This window comes from Huintestinicola butyrica (assembly GCF_025567215.1).
GTDB classification, from domain to species: Bacteria; Bacillota; Clostridia; order Oscillospirales; family Ruminococcaceae; genus Huintestinicola; species Huintestinicola butyrica.
In genome coordinates, this window is sequence record NZ_JAOQKB010000010.1 from 6,673 (window position 1) to 19,869 (window position 13,197).

12 protein-coding genes, 1 tRNA gene and 1 pseudogene are annotated in these 13,197 nt (G+C 48.3%); 6 read left to right on the forward strand and 8 right to left on the reverse strand.

Annotation, left to right across the window (positions count from 1 at the left end; genetic code table 11):
* Together OCV68_RS10520 and OCV68_RS10525 are read right to left on the reverse strand one after the other, a co-directional pair.
* Nucleotides 1–932, reverse strand: a 932-nt coding sequence (locus OCV68_RS10520; protein ID WP_262572521.1) for a hypothetical protein, incomplete at its 3' end; no start/stop codon positions are given.
* Entirely contained in the window at nt 913–1,449 is a 537-nt protein-coding gene (locus OCV68_RS10525; RefSeq protein WP_262572523.1) for an RNA polymerase sigma factor, read from the reverse strand. The genes OCV68_RS10525 and OCV68_RS10520, both read right to left, overlap by 20 nt.
* 186 nt (nt 1,450–1,635) lie before the next feature.
* Between OCV68_RS10525 and OCV68_RS10530 the strand changes: the two genes are divergently transcribed.
* Nucleotides 1,636–1,719: transfer RNA gene (locus tag OCV68_RS10530), tRNA-Leu, on the forward strand.
* A 386-nt stretch (nt 1,720–2,105) separates the two neighbouring features.
* Here OCV68_RS10530 and OCV68_RS10535 read toward each other — a convergent pair.
* The 5 genes from OCV68_RS10535 to OCV68_RS10555 all read right to left on the reverse strand — a co-directional run bounded on the left by OCV68_RS10535 (nt 2,106) and on the right by OCV68_RS10555 (nt 6,144).
* A complete protein-coding gene (locus OCV68_RS10535; protein ID WP_449555768.1) occupies nt 2,106–3,728 on the reverse strand; it encodes a DUF4368 domain-containing protein in 1,623 nt (540 codons plus the stop codon).
* A 100-nt stretch (nt 3,729–3,828) separates the two neighbouring features.
* Complete coding sequence (locus OCV68_RS10540) at nt 3,829–4,023, reverse strand: hypothetical protein (protein WP_002334813.1); 195 nt, start codon at nt 4,021–4,023, stop codon at nt 3,829–3,831.
* Nucleotides 4,024–4,095: 72 nt separating this feature from the next.
* Complete coding sequence (mobV, locus tag OCV68_RS10545) at nt 4,096–5,040, reverse strand: MobV family relaxase (RefSeq protein WP_118595220.1); 945 nt, start codon at nt 5,038–5,040, stop codon at nt 4,096–4,098.
* 183 nt (nt 5,041–5,223) lie between these two features.
* On the reverse strand, nt 5,224–5,619 hold the full coding sequence (locus OCV68_RS10550; RefSeq protein WP_118595219.1) for a replication initiator protein A: 396 nt from the start codon (nt 5,617–5,619) through the stop codon (nt 5,224–5,226).
* Between the two features lie 111 nt (nt 5,620–5,730).
* Nucleotides 5,731–6,144: a cysteine-rich VLP domain-containing protein gene (locus OCV68_RS10555; RefSeq protein WP_262572526.1), complete on the reverse strand. Its 414-nt coding sequence runs from the start codon at nt 6,142–6,144 to the stop codon at nt 5,731–5,733.
* Nucleotides 6,145–6,612: 468 nt separating this feature from the next.
* On the opposite strand from OCV68_RS10555, the gene OCV68_RS10560 reads away from it, so the two are divergent.
* The 5 genes and pseudogenes from OCV68_RS10560 to OCV68_RS10580 all read left to right on the forward strand — a co-directional run bounded on the left by OCV68_RS10560 (nt 6,613) and on the right by OCV68_RS10580 (nt 10,236).
* Nucleotides 6,613–7,413, forward strand: a complete 801-nt coding sequence (locus tag OCV68_RS10560) for a helix-turn-helix domain-containing protein (protein ID WP_118595217.1) — start codon at nt 6,613–6,615, stop codon at nt 7,411–7,413.
* A 20-nt stretch (nt 7,414–7,433) separates the two neighbouring features.
* A complete protein-coding gene (locus OCV68_RS10565; RefSeq protein WP_118595216.1) occupies nt 7,434–8,132 on the forward strand; it encodes a GNAT family N-acetyltransferase in 699 nt (232 codons plus the stop codon).
* A 183-nt stretch (nt 8,133–8,315) separates the two neighbouring features.
* Nucleotides 8,316–8,798, forward strand: a pseudogene (locus OCV68_RS10570) (GrpB family protein); the annotation flags it as partial.
* Entirely contained in the window at nt 8,799–9,212 is a 414-nt protein-coding gene (locus OCV68_RS10575) for a cytidine deaminase family protein (RefSeq protein ID WP_242944011.1), read from the forward strand.
* Between the two features lie 157 nt (nt 9,213–9,369).
* Nucleotides 9,370–10,236: an aminoglycoside 6-adenylyltransferase AadE gene (locus tag OCV68_RS10580; protein ID WP_001255868.1), complete on the forward strand. Its 867-nt coding sequence runs from the start codon at nt 9,370–9,372 to the stop codon at nt 10,234–10,236.
* 1,003 nt (nt 10,237–11,239) lie between these two features.
* On the opposite strand, the gene typA is transcribed toward OCV68_RS10580, so the two are convergent.
* Entirely contained in the window at nt 11,240–13,060 is a 1,821-nt protein-coding gene (gene typA, locus OCV68_RS10585; RefSeq protein ID WP_022473835.1) for a translational GTPase TypA, read from the reverse strand.
* Nucleotides 13,061–13,197: the final 137 nt, after the last annotated feature.

Sequence of the window (13,197 nt, forward strand, 5' to 3'; positions counted from 1 at the left end):
AAGCCTGTGCGGAAATGACCCTTGTCAAAGGTAAAATGTCCGCCGAAGCTGTCACGGAGGTTATATGCCTTGGAATATTCCGTACCGCAGCTGACGGTCTCGCCGTTTTTCAGCTTTATATATGCCTTGCCTGCCAGCAGGCCGTTTTCGCTGTTCATCAGGCTGTCATAGCTGTAGCCCTCGGTGTCGGCTGCAACGCCGCAGGGGGTTATGGTAAATTCGATGCCGTTGCCGCCTGCATATCGGTTGACATAATCGGGTATCTCAACGGTGAAATCTGCGGAGAACAGGCTGCTGTCAATGATATTGTCATATGAGATGATGCGGCCGGAGTTAAGATATACGCCGGACATATTGAAGCAGGTGAAATCTATGGGGATAGTGCCGCTCATCTCGCCGGTGCAGTTCACGGTGAAGATGCAGTAGAAAGTCCTGCTGTCCTCACGGACAAAGCGGATATCGGAATGTCCGCCGTTGGTGGAAAAGCGTGCGTAGGTGTTTTCCATTTCAACGCCGTCGTGTCCCCAGCCGTCAATGTACTGCTCCTCGTAATAGTCATACATAGGGATATCATGGTCAAAATCCAGCTTAAATACACAGAATATGCTGTAGCTGTCCGCCGCATAGCCCATGGGAGTGACCGTAAGGCCGTCGCTTTCACATTCAAGTGAGGATATGTCCATCTCGCCCGTAAGGCCCTCAAAATTGCTGTAGTCCGCCTCTCTGCCGTATATGACGGAGAACAGACCGCTCTGAGCCGCATACACCACCGTGCCGAACATCAGCACCAGCACCGCCGCAGCGGGGAGCATGAGCTGACGGAGCTTTGGCCTCGCCTTTTTTCGCCTTTGGGGGATATCAAGTATTTTCTGCCTTGTGGCATCGTCTGCCTTTAACTTGTCAAGTGCGTTTTTATAATGCTGTACATTCATCGCCGTATTCCTTTCCTAGAGCAGCCCTAAGCCGCTCTCTGCCACGCTGGAGCCTTGTTCTCACTGTAGATTCCTTAACGCCCGTAAGCTGTGATATTTCCTTGACGGAGTATTCCTCGTAGTAATAGAGATGTATCGCCGTGCGGTATTTCAGCGGCAGGCTCATGACCGCTTCAAGGACAGCCTGCTCGCTGCCGCTCATTTCAACATGAGCAAACTCATCGGAGCCGACATTGCCGATTATGTCATTGCTGACTATGTCAGCAATGTCCCTGTGGTCACGGCGGGAGAACCACGCCAGCCGTCTGCGATTGATGCAGTAGTTTGCCGTTACCCGAATGAGCCACGCCTTTTCCGCTTCCGCCGAATCGAAGGAGATATCCTCCTTAAACAGCCGAAGGAACACCTCCTGAGCGGCGTCCTCCGCCTCGGCAAAGTTTTTCAGATAGGTGTATGCCAGCCGCACCACCATATCCAGCCGCCTGTTTACGGCGTTTTCATATTCTTCTTTGTTCAACACATCATCTCCCTGTCAGTGGAGTTTTATCGAAACGTTTCTGTATATAAAACACATCAGCGGGGCAAAAAGTCTCATTTTTGTGCGATTATTTTAGGAAATATATTGTTTACAGATTATTGATGAATATAGATATCTGCTGTGCTATAATATAAAAGCTGACTGATTAAACAGGTCAGAAAATATGCGAGAGTGCTGGAATAGGCAGACAGGCACGTTTGAGGTGCGTGTGTCTTTGACGTGTGGGTTCAAGTCCCATCTCTCGCACCAAACACCGTTCAGATTCTGAGCGGTGTTTTTTTGTGCTTACAAGGCAAAAGCGGTTCGGATATCCGAGCCGCTTTTTCGTTTGTATAGTGCCGTCAAGCGGCTTCAATGTGCCGTTTGGTGGAGGTATGCAGATTATGCCCGAGTGGCTTTTTATCAAATAAAAATGAGATGCAGAGGACAGTGTCCCACCGATATTCGGGGCTGATATGTCTATGGGTGTGAAAACAGGCTGTCTTTTCATATTTACCTCCTTGAAATCGCTTGTTTCGGTGCTGCCTGAAAGGAGCGATTCAAGGCTTACGGACAGTATTTCCGAAAGCTCGGTGACAAGGGTTATGTCGGGGCAGCCCAGACCGGTATCACATAGTTAAAGATATTGGTATCATTCAATCAATTTTGCCGATAAAGCGGTAGAAGATTTCTACCTCCTGTTCCCGGCTTCCGTCCTCACCTTTGACCGCTTCATGGACAACGATTTTTTCAATCAGCGTATTCAAAAGTTCGGCGGTCAGTTCTGTTGGATTGACGCACTCTTTCATCAAGGCAATCCATTTTTCTGCGTCTGCGGCGTTCTGGCTTTCAGTGGCGATAGCGGATTGAAGCTGTTCAATCTTTGTGTCCAGTTCAGCCTGTTCGCTTTGGTACTTCCCGGACAGCATAGAGAAGTTGTATTCCGTGATACGCCCCGCCGCCCAGTCCTCATACATCCGGGCAAACAGGGTATCAACTTCGGATTTCCGCTTCTCTGCCTTTTTCAGCTCGGCGGCCTGCTTCTTTCTTGCGGCGGCCTGTCCCTTGTCATTGGCGTTTAACAGCCGCTTCAAGAGCCGTTCTTCATCATGCTGTACCAGCCCCGACCAGTATTGCAGACGGGAGAGGACATAGGCGTAAAGCACATCATAGCGGATATAGTGCATGGAGCATTGGCGTGTGCCCTGTCCGTACTTGCTACAATGATAATGGCCGTAAGGCTTGCTGTTCTGCCTGTTCTCCCCATAGGACAGCGACCAGCCGCAATCCGCACATTTTACCAATCCGGAAAAAATCTGCGTTGTACCATCCTTGCACTTCCTACGGCGGTTTGCTATCTGCTCCTGTACCTGCCGGAAAACCTGCTCGCTGATAATCGGCTCCTGCGTGTTCTCCACCCGCACCCATTCACTTTGGGGCTTGCGTACCCTCCGCTTGTTCTTAAAGGAAATGTTCGTTTCCCGGTAGTGAATGGTATGGCCGATATAGGTTTCATCTTTCATAATGCTCTTGACCTGCGCTATCGTCCATGCGTAGCTTTTTTCCTCTGGCGCACCCGCATAGATGTTTGCGAAAGTCCCGTCACGCTGGAAGTTGATAAATCCCGGCGTGGGAACCTTTTCCGCAATCAGTATTCTTGTGATACTGGCCGCCCCTCTGCCATGAATGGCAAGGTCAAAAATCTTCTCCACTATCCAGCGGGTTTCCTCGTCGATTATCAGCTTGTTTTTGATTTCCGGGTGTTTCCTGTACCCGATGGGAGCATAGGCGCCGATACGCTGTCCTGTGGCAAACTTCGCTTTGAAAGCGGCCTTTACCTTGCGGCTTGTATCTTTCGCAAACCATTCATTGAACAGGTTTTTGAACGGGACAAAATCGGAAAGCCCTTTCTCTGTGTCCTCATTCTCCGCAACGGCGATGTAGCGAACCCGTTTCTCCGGGAACAGAAATTCCAGATAGTAGTCCATCATCACATGTTCCCGCCCGAAACGGGACAGGTCTTTCGTGACAATGCAGTTTACTTTTCCGGCTTCCACATCGTCCATCATGCGCCGAAAATCCGGCCGTTCAAAGTTCGTCCCCGACCAGCCATCGTCCACATACTCACCGACTACATGAAGCCCCTGTTCCTTTGCGTACTGTTGCAGGATTGTCCGCTGTGTTTCAATGCTTACGCTGTCACCATAGTTTTCATCGTCCCGGCTCAATCTCATATAAAGCGCCGTGTTGTAAATCGTAGTATTGTAAGGTTGTTTCACCGTTAAAAATCCTCCTTCTAAAGAAACAACCCACGCTTACAATACTTTTGCTCTATGGCAATTATATCATAAGCGTGGGCGTGTTATCAATGATGGGCTATCAGGTTGAAGCGGCTTTTTCTGCGGTATGCCGCACCACATCTACAATCAGATCACCGAGGGGCTTCCCGCCTGCGGCGAAGTGTTCGGAGATTTTTATACGGTTGTTCCCACATACAAAATACTGCGTGCCGTTCTCTGCTTGTATGACCTGCCCTGTCCGGGGTGTAAAAATATCGCTTTCGCTTTTTGCCATCCAGTGTCCTCCATATTCAGTTTTCAAGGTACAATGCCGCACAGGGGCGGCGAAAATTTCTGCTTATATCTATCACCTTTCCTTTACCGTGTGCCGCTGCTGCCGTTTCAGTTCCGCCAGTATATCCGGCGGGATACGGTCAACCAGCCGCTGTAAATTGTCCAGTTCGCTTTTCAGCTTTGCCCGTTCCATCGTATCTTTCATCTTGCCTTTTTCACTGGCCTTTGCCCTTGCTTCCAGCTTCTCATTCTCCGCCAACAGGTCATTGATTGTGACCTTGTACTTTTTCAGTTGCCCGGAGAAGTTCTCCATCTGCGGGAACCACTTTTTCAGCATGGAGAGGGCTTCCTCTTTTTTCTTTCCGGCGTTCAGCGGGTTAATGCCGTCAAGGGCGGCTTCAATGGCTCTGGCCTGTTTGGAGAGGGAAACCGCCTGTTTGAAAAGCCGAGTGGGGATATGCTTCCGGCCTGTCTTGCTGGCACTCTCCCCACGCTCCAAGTCGGGATATTTCTCCACCATATAGGCGTGAAAGTCGTCCTGCCACTTCGTCAGGTTTGCCCGGTTGCCGATAATCTCCTTTGCACACAGGCGGTTGTCCTTTGTCAGCGGAACAAAGGTCAAATGCAGGTGGGGTGTTTTCTCGTCCATGTGTACCACCGCCGACACGATATTTTCCCGTCCTACCCGGCCAATGAGGAAATCTGCCGCCCTTTGGAAGAACGCCTGTATCTCCTTTGGGGATTTCCCCTTGAAAAACTCCGGGCTGGCAGTTATCAGCGTATCGACAAACCGTGTGCTGTCTTTCCTCGTCCGGCATCCGGCCTGCTCGATACGGCTCTGAATGAAGTGGTAATAGCGTCCCTCCGGCTTGACGATATGGAAGTTGTATTTGCTCCGGCTTGTATCAATGTCGGGGTTACTGGCGTATTGTTCTTTCTGTCTTTCGTGATGGGCTTCCAGCGGCCTTGCTGGGTTGCCCTTGTGCTTCTCAAACCGCAAAATTGCGTGTTGTGCCATTCTGCTCCTTTCCCCATTCCTTTCCTATCCGGGGTTTTCCACAGGGAAAATCCCGCCGGAATTATCTCTGATACGATAGGAATGGAATGGATATAAATAAATCATTTTAATCTTTGTATTTCTATATACCGTCCGGTTTTCGTACTTCAAGGGGGCGGTTTCCGTACTTCATGGGTACGGTTTTCAGTCCTCCGGCGTACCAGAACGGGATTTCTTGAAGTCGGTGTTTGGAACCGCTTCATAGGATTTTGGGAAAATGCGGTTGGGTTTTCCACAGCCCTGCTTCTGGATTTCCACCAGTCCGGCGTATTGCAGTTCCCGCAGGGTATTTACCGCTTTCTGCCGCCCACAATGGAGCAGGTCAACCACTTCACAGATAGGGTAATACAGGAAAATCCGTCCGCAGTCATCCGCCCACCCATTCTTGCGGGACAACTCTGTCCGGCGCAGGATAAAGGCGTACAGAACCTTTGCCTCGTTGGACAGGGACTTGAATGTGGGGGCTTCAAAGAGGAAATTCGGGAGCCGGGTGAAGCTGAACGCCTTTTCCGGCTGATGGATATAGATGGTATTTGTCATAGTGCGTTTTGTGGACGGTTAGAAGCTCGTTTTCCGGGGCGGGCGATACTTTATACCACCTGCCCCGGTTTGGGGCTTGTAAAGCCTGATAAATCAAGGCTTTTTTCGCTCCTAACTGTCCACAGCAGACCTCCTTTTCCGTTCACTTTCTGTTTTCTGCCGCCTGTGAACTCTGGCGGCACAGCCGGGGCAGTATTTTGCCCGGTTGGATTTGGGGACGAACACGCCGCCGCAGACCGCACAGCGTTTCAAGTCCCTATCCCGGAAAATCTCCGCTTCCAGCGTTCCGTCCAGCGGCAAGACCGACCAGCGGAACCACTTACAGCAGACCGAGAAAGAAACTGTCTGCGGGCAGGTGCAGGTGTCCCCATCATCAAGGACAATGCAGTTGCCGTCCTCAAAGCAACAGCACTCCCGGTGTATCAGGCTGGCCGCCTGTTTCTTCTGCGCCGGTGTCATGCGGTAAAGGGAACCGTCCGGCTTGCGTTCCAGCGGCGGCAAGTCTTTATAGGGGTTATTTCTCATGCGTTCCCTCCATTTTGTTTTCCGTTGCCGTTCTCCCCGAAAAGGTTTCCTGCCTCGTCGTCGCAAGCTGCGTATCGTTCGTTTCACCGCAAGCGGCAAAACTCACTCGCTCCGCTGCTCCTCCTCTCCCCACAAAGCCATGCGGCTTTGCGGGGACCCCGACAATAGCGGCGTGTTCCGGCGTTGGCACGCTCCCCGCAACTTCGGGACAACTTGTCCCGAAGTGACCTCTGGACAAAGTGTCCAGAAGCTGGCTCCTTGCGGTGCTTCCCCAGCTGGGGTATTCCTTTTCGGACGGTCATTCTGTTTTCAAGGTGCCGTTCATCGATGAACTACCCTAAGTCTACACGAAAAAAATGCAATCCCCGGAATTTTGCGAGAATTGCATTTTGATGAAGTTTACACTTTGGAAATTGCATTTTTGCAATCATTCTGTATAATGGAAGTATGCGGAGGAGGTGCGTGTTTATGGCTTTACCCGGAACACCCGGACAGCGGATTTCCGATTTATGCAACGGGAACCACATCACACAAAAGGAACTTGCGGAGAAAATAGGCGTTTCCGCTTCCCAGTTGAGCCGCATTGTCAGCGGCGAAACGAGAACGGTCAGCAGTGATATTCTCATAGGTGTGGCAAAGGAATTTAAGGTATCGACAGACTACATACTGGGCTTGTCCACCGTGAGCGTCCGTAAAAGCTACGATATTTCTGAATTAGGCTTGTCCGAGGGAGCCGTGAGGGGGCTTGTGACGGGTGCTGTTGATGTGCAAATCCTTAATCGTCTGTTAGAACACAGGAATTTTCCCAAGCTGATAGATTTGATACGGATTTATTTTCAGGACACGGCGGCAAAGGGGATAACAGCAAGAAACAAGCTTATCGAGATAGCAACGGCTTCCCTGTCCGACCTGATGAAAGAACACCCGGAACACCGGGCGGAAGCAAAGCAGGATTTGCAGCTTTTGAACGCCCAGAAGATGGGGGAACATGAAGCGGAGATTGAGAAAATCAAAAATGTGTTCCTCGCTATCCTGCGGGATATTAAGAAAGACATTGACAACGGGTCACAGCCGGGAGAAGCTGTGACCGCCGCTATGTTCCAAGCCATGCGGGACGCACTGGCGGAGCAGAAACAAAAACCGCTTTCCATTGACGATGTAACGGCGATGATAGCCGGACAGATCGGACAGCTTGCACCGATGGACGAGGAAACCGCCGACCTGTTTCAGCGGTTAGTAAAGAAAATGATTGAACAGGCAGAGAAATAAATGTAAGAGAATATTAGAAAATGGGAAAAAGCAACTCGTACTATATGCAGCTTCATGTAGAAGCACTGTTTACAATGAATGAAAAGAACGAACTTATGACTATAAGGGAACCATGGGACTCAACTTCACAGCCGGCTCCCCGCTTCTATTTGACAAGACCACTTTACGAAAAACCACATGCTTATTTTCGTGTTGACGTACCGAAAGAATTAAGAGAAAAACTACAATCAATTACCAACAGAGAGCCAGTACTGATGCTGCCGAATGAATCACCTATTTATGATAAAGAATATCGGCAATTATTAGGAGAAAGTAAGATTTCAGAAGATGCTTGTTTTTGGCTTCCTGAACAGCCAAAGTTAAAAGCCTGCTTACTCACTAAAGACAACATTGAGCCTCAGATGAGCCACTATTTTCCCTGGCTACCTGAAGAGTTGCTGGATGTTCCCTTTTGCGCTGCTTATTTGGAAGATTCTCAAGTCGTATCTATTTGTCGTAGTGTTCGGATTATTCTTGAGGCAGAGGAAGCGGGAATTGAAACGGCTGAACTTTACAGAAGAAAAGGGTATGCATTCCACACACTTGCAGAATGGGCAGAAGCAGTTAGACGAAATGGTAGTATTCCTTTGTATAGTGCGTCCACTTCTAACTTAGCCTCTTTAGGTTTAGCAAAAAAGGCAGGCGGCATTTTCTTTGGTAACGGTTTTTGCGTTTGCTGATTTATGGTTTTGGGGTATAACAAACTGTTTGAAGAAGAAAAGAAGCGGCTAAAATAGATTGCGGAGAAGTTGGACTTGCCGAAAAATCCAAACCCGCAGCGAGGCAGAAAGTAAGAGAGCAGTAAATACTGATTAAGGGAGCAAGTTGATATGAAAATTAAAGAAATCAAGGAGTGATTTATTATGCCACAGCATATAACCGTTGTAAATTATGACCCGGAATGGCCGTCAAAATATGTACGAGAGCGGGACTATATTACCGAAATACTGAAAGAAAATTGCATTTCTATCTACCATATTGGAAGTACATCTGTTCCGGGACTGGCCGCCAAGCCAATTATCGATATTATGGCAGTCGTTAGAAGTCTTGAAAAGGTAGATACGGTTGCGGAAAAGTTTTCAGAGATAGGCTACGAATATCTCGGAGAATTTGGAATAACGGGCAGACGCTATCTTCGCAAAGGCGGTGATGAGCGAACCCATCAAATTCATATTTTTCAAGCGGACGATTGGAACAATATCGGACGGCACCTCGCATTCCGTGACTATATGCATACCCATGAAAAAGAGCGGAACGAATACGCAAAAATCAAGAAAGACCTTGCACAAAAGTTTCCCTATGATATAGATGGATATTGTGATGGGAAAGAAAATTTTGTTCGTGAGATGGAAGAGCGTGCGCTTGCCCAATACGATGGGACGTGGGATAAATTGTATATTGCCGCAAGGAAAGTACAGCATGAAAGAAAACTCTCTCCACTGATTGAGGTTGGGAGTGTTTCTGCCGCAGTTCTTTCGGCAAAAGGAAATATCTATACCGGGGTTTGCATTGATACCGCTTGTTCATTGGGAATGTGTGCGGAAAGAAATGCGATTGCAAATATGATAACAAACGGGGAAAGCCAAATCATAAAAATAGTCGCTGTTATGCCAGACGGAAAAGCAGGCATGCCGTGTGGAGCCTGCCGGGAATTTATGATGCAGTTAGATAAAGCGGCGGGAGAAATAGAAGTCCTGCGTGACTATGAAACAAAACAGGTGGCGAAGCTAAAAACCCTAATTCCTGATTGGTGGAAGTAAGTTATTAGCAAAGCCAGCCGAGCCAGTCAACGGTCAAGATGAACGGCGCATAAATGCGCCGCCGTTGACAGTCCCGCCCGTCTTTGCTGATGGGCAATCAAGGCGGGAAAGCCCTAAAATGGCTTCACACCTATTTCAATAATTGGAGGAGATAAAAATGAGATCAGAAAAAGAAGTTTATGATATTGTTTTGAATTTTGCAAAAACAGACAAACGCATTCGCATGGTTACTTTGGAAGGATCTAGAACAAATACAAATATTCCGCCTGATGATTTTCAGGATTTTGATATTACTTTTTTTGTTACGGATATGGACAGCTTCACAAGTGATGATAAATGGCTAGATATATTTGGTGAAAGGTTGATTCTGCAAAAGCCGGAAGATATGGAATTATTTCCAGCTGTAGAAAAGGGATTTTCATATTTAATGCTGTTTACTGATGATGTTAAGATAGATTTAACTTTGCTGCCGCTGGAACTGATAGACGAGTATTTTACATGGGATAAACTGGTAAAGTTACTGTTGGATAAAGACAACCGTATCGTAAAGCCGCCAATACCAACGGATATAGACTACCACTTGCAGAAGCCTACTCAAAGAATGTTTGACGATTGCTGTAATGAATTTTGGAATACTACAACATATGTAGTAAAGGGCTTATGCCGCAAAGAAATTCTTTTTGCTATTGACCATATGAATGATATAGTACGAAAAGAATTGCTTCGCATGATTTCCTGGCTGATTGGTATCAAACAGGGATTTCATTTCAGTTTGGGAAAAAACTATAAATTTATGAAGCAATATGTCCCAGAGGAATTGTGGGAACGACTTATGTCCACTTATAATATGGATTCCTATCCCCATATGTGGGAATCCTTTGAACAATGTATGGCATTGTTCCGGGAGGTTTCGTCAGAAGTGGCATGTCAGTTGGATTACCAGTATCCACTATATGATGAAAAAATCAGTAATTATGTGATTCGGCAAAAGAAAAAATATGGCATTGAAGATGATAACAAATAAAATTTTTTCAATCGAAAAAATTTATTTTGATTATTCAATTTTGAAAAACTGAATACCTCAAAATCAGAAAGAGCGCGGCCAAGCACTTTGAGGGATTGGCCGCCTTGTCCACCCATCCAGCGGGGCGGCGGGCGGCGGTCAAGGCCGGGTGTAACCCCGTTCATTTCAGCCTTGACGGTTGCCCGCTGTCCTGCTACTTTTTCGGGAGTGTGGCCACAACTTCGGGACACTTTGTCCACAAGTCGGAGCGTAGGACGAGGGACGGGGGCTTTCATATACGCCCAGTCTGCTGTTGAAACCAGACCTGTGCTTACGGCTCTACGCCACGCAAGCACAGCCCTGTTTTCCTGCCGCTTCAAATGCCCTTGCCCTCCCCGGCGGCAACGGCATTTGAAGCGGCAACGCCGACAGAGCGTATAACACACTACACTTTGCTTCGCAAAGTCGTGTGCCAAATGGGGGCGTTGCCCCCTTTGGAAACCCCCACAAGAAAAGGCGATATGCTACCCCTCCACGGGGCGCATACCGCCTTTTCTTGTTATTCAGCCCTCCGGCTGTATTGGTTGAGCAAAAGTCAGCGTGGGATTGGTGTGGTATCTTTATCTAAGCGATACCCCTCTCTCCCATTTTGAGACTGCCTTGTCGATCAGCTAGTTGTTTCTGGGTCATATTCAGATCGGTGCGCAGTTTTCTTATAATACTAAGCACCAATTAAAAACTATACAAAAAATTGAGCATGATCTTGCGTATATGGATTATGCGATGATTTTTTGTCTATAGTTTTATTGGTGATTAGTATAAGGTTGCCTACATCGGCGCAATTCATACGATCAGCTCCGTTCTTATATTATCATACCGCTTTTGGAGGGGAAATCAATAAACGAACCGTAGAGATATATTGGGGGACAGCGGATTTTTTATGAGCCACGCTCGTTTTATCTCTGAATATCAAAATCAAAAGGGCTGCTGCATTGCTGCAACAGCCCTTGGCTTATTTATACGATTACTTTTCCTTTGCCTTGGTCTTTGCTCTCAGGGCGTTATCAAGGATACGCTTTCTGATACGTATGGACTTGGGTGTTACCTCCAGCAGCTCATCATCTGCGATGAACTCAAGGCTGTCCTCAAGGGAAAGTCTTCTGGGAGGTACAAGTCTCAGTGCATCATCGGAGCCGCTGGCACGGGTATTGGTCAGGTGCTTCTTCTTGCAGACGTTAACTACAAGATCCTCCACCTTGGGAGATGCGCCTACTACCATTCCCTCGTAAACGGGTGTGCCTGCGCCGATAAACAGGGAACCTCTCTCCTGTGCGTTGTACAGACCGTAGGTAACTGCCTCGCCTGTTTCAAAGGAGATAAGGGAGCCTGTATTTCTTCTGGGGATATCGCCCTTATATGGCTGATAGTTCTCGAAGATGCTGCTCATTACGCCCTCGCCCCTGGTATCGGTGAGAAATTCGCTCTTGTAGCCGAAAAGTCCTCTTGCGGGGATTATAAATTCAAGTCTCATACGGCTGCCCTGGGGGTGCATGGACTGAAGCTCGCCCTTTCTTGTGCCCATCTTTTCCATTACGGGGCCTGTGCAGTCCTCGGGAACGTCGATTACAAGGCGCTCCATAGGCTCGCAGAGGACGCCGTCGATCTCCTTCATCAGCACCTTAGGAGTGGAAACGCCCAGCTCATAGCCCTCACGGCGCATATTTTCGATAAGGATAGAAAGGTGCATCTCACCTCTGCCGCATACTCTGAAAGCGTCGGTGCTCTCGGTCTCGGAGACACGGAGGGAAACGTCACGGAGGACTTCCTTGAACAGTCTTTCACGGAGCTGACGGGAGGTAACGAACTTGCCCTCTCTGCCTGCAAAGGGGCTGTCGTTTACGGAGAAGGTCATCTCAACGGTAGGCTCGGAAATTTTTACGAAAGGCAGGGGCTCGTAGTTATCTGCTGCGCAGAGTGTATCGCCGATGGTGATGTTCTCGATACCGGATATCCATACGATATCGCCCACCTTTGCCTCGTCAACGTTTGCCTTGCCCAGACCCTCGATCTGGCTTATGGTAACGATCTTGCTGTTATAAGGCTTCTTTGTTTCGTGGTAATCGCCGACGATAACGGGCTGATTTACCTTGATAACGCCTCTTTCAACACGGCCGATACCTGTTCTGCCCACATAATCGTTATAGTCGATAGAGGAGATGAGCATCTGCATGGGGCCGTTCTCGTCGCCCTCGGGTGCGGGGATATAGTCGAGGATAGTATCGAAAAGGGGCTTCAGGTCTGTGCCTGCCTCATACTGGCTGAGGGAGCAGGTGCCTGCACGGCCTGAGCAGAAGAGGATAGGGCTTTCGAGCTGCTCGTCGCTTGCGTCCAGGTCAAGGAGAAGCTCCAGCACCTCGTCGCCGATCTCGTCGAGACGTGCATCGGGACGGTCGATCTTATTTACGACGATGATTATTTTATGGCCAAGCTCCAGTGCCTTGGAAAGCACGAAACGGGTCTGAGGCATGGGGCCTTCGGCTGCATCTACCAGCAGGAGAACGCCGTCAACCATTTTGAGCACACGCTCTACCTCGCCGCCGAAATCGGCATGGCCCGGGGTGTCTATGATATTGATCTTAACGCCGTTATACTTAACGGAGGTATTCTTTGCGAGAATTGTGATTCCTCTTTCACGCTCGATGTCGTTGGAATCCATTACTCTGTCTTCAACTTCCTGATTTTCTCTGAATGCGCCGCCCTGCTTGAGCATTTCATCAACGAGGGTGGTCTTGCCGTGGTCAACGTGGGCGATGATGGCGATGTTGCGCAGATCGTTTCTTACCATAATAATCTTTCCTTTCAGTATGTCCTTTTTGAATTTCTTTTCCTGATATCCTGCAAATTGAACATACTCTGCAATAATTTCAAAATACTGCGTACAAAATAACTTAAACTGATATGGTCATAGTGCCAGATAAATTT

Coding starts and splice junctions, on each gene's coding strand:
- OCV68_RS10540 (WP_002334813.1), bottom strand. CDS start 4,023: ATGGCAAAAAGCGAAAGCGATATTTTTACACCCCGGACAGGGCAGGTC.
- mobV (WP_118595220.1), bottom strand. CDS start 5,040: ATGGCACAACACGCAATTTTGCGGTTTGAGAAGCACAAGGGCAACCCA.
- OCV68_RS10550 (WP_118595219.1), bottom strand. CDS start 5,619: ATGACAAATACCATCTATATCCATCAGCCGGAAAAGGCGTTCAGCTTC.
- OCV68_RS10555 (WP_262572526.1), bottom strand. CDS start 6,144: ATGAGAAATAACCCCTATAAAGACTTGCCGCCGCTGGAACGCAAGCCG.
- OCV68_RS10560 (WP_118595217.1), top strand. CDS start 6,613: ATGGCTTTACCCGGAACACCCGGACAGCGGATTTCCGATTTATGCAAC.
- OCV68_RS10565 (WP_118595216.1), top strand. CDS start 7,434: ATGGGAAAAAGCAACTCGTACTATATGCAGCTTCATGTAGAAGCACTG.
- OCV68_RS10575 (WP_242944011.1), top strand. CDS start 8,799: ATGGAAGAGCGTGCGCTTGCCCAATACGATGGGACGTGGGATAAATTG.
- OCV68_RS10580 (WP_001255868.1), top strand. CDS start 9,370: ATGAGATCAGAAAAAGAAGTTTATGATATTGTTTTGAATTTTGCAAAA.
- typA (WP_022473835.1), bottom strand. CDS start 13,060: ATGGTAAGAAACGATCTGCGCAACATCGCCATCATCGCCCACGTTGAC.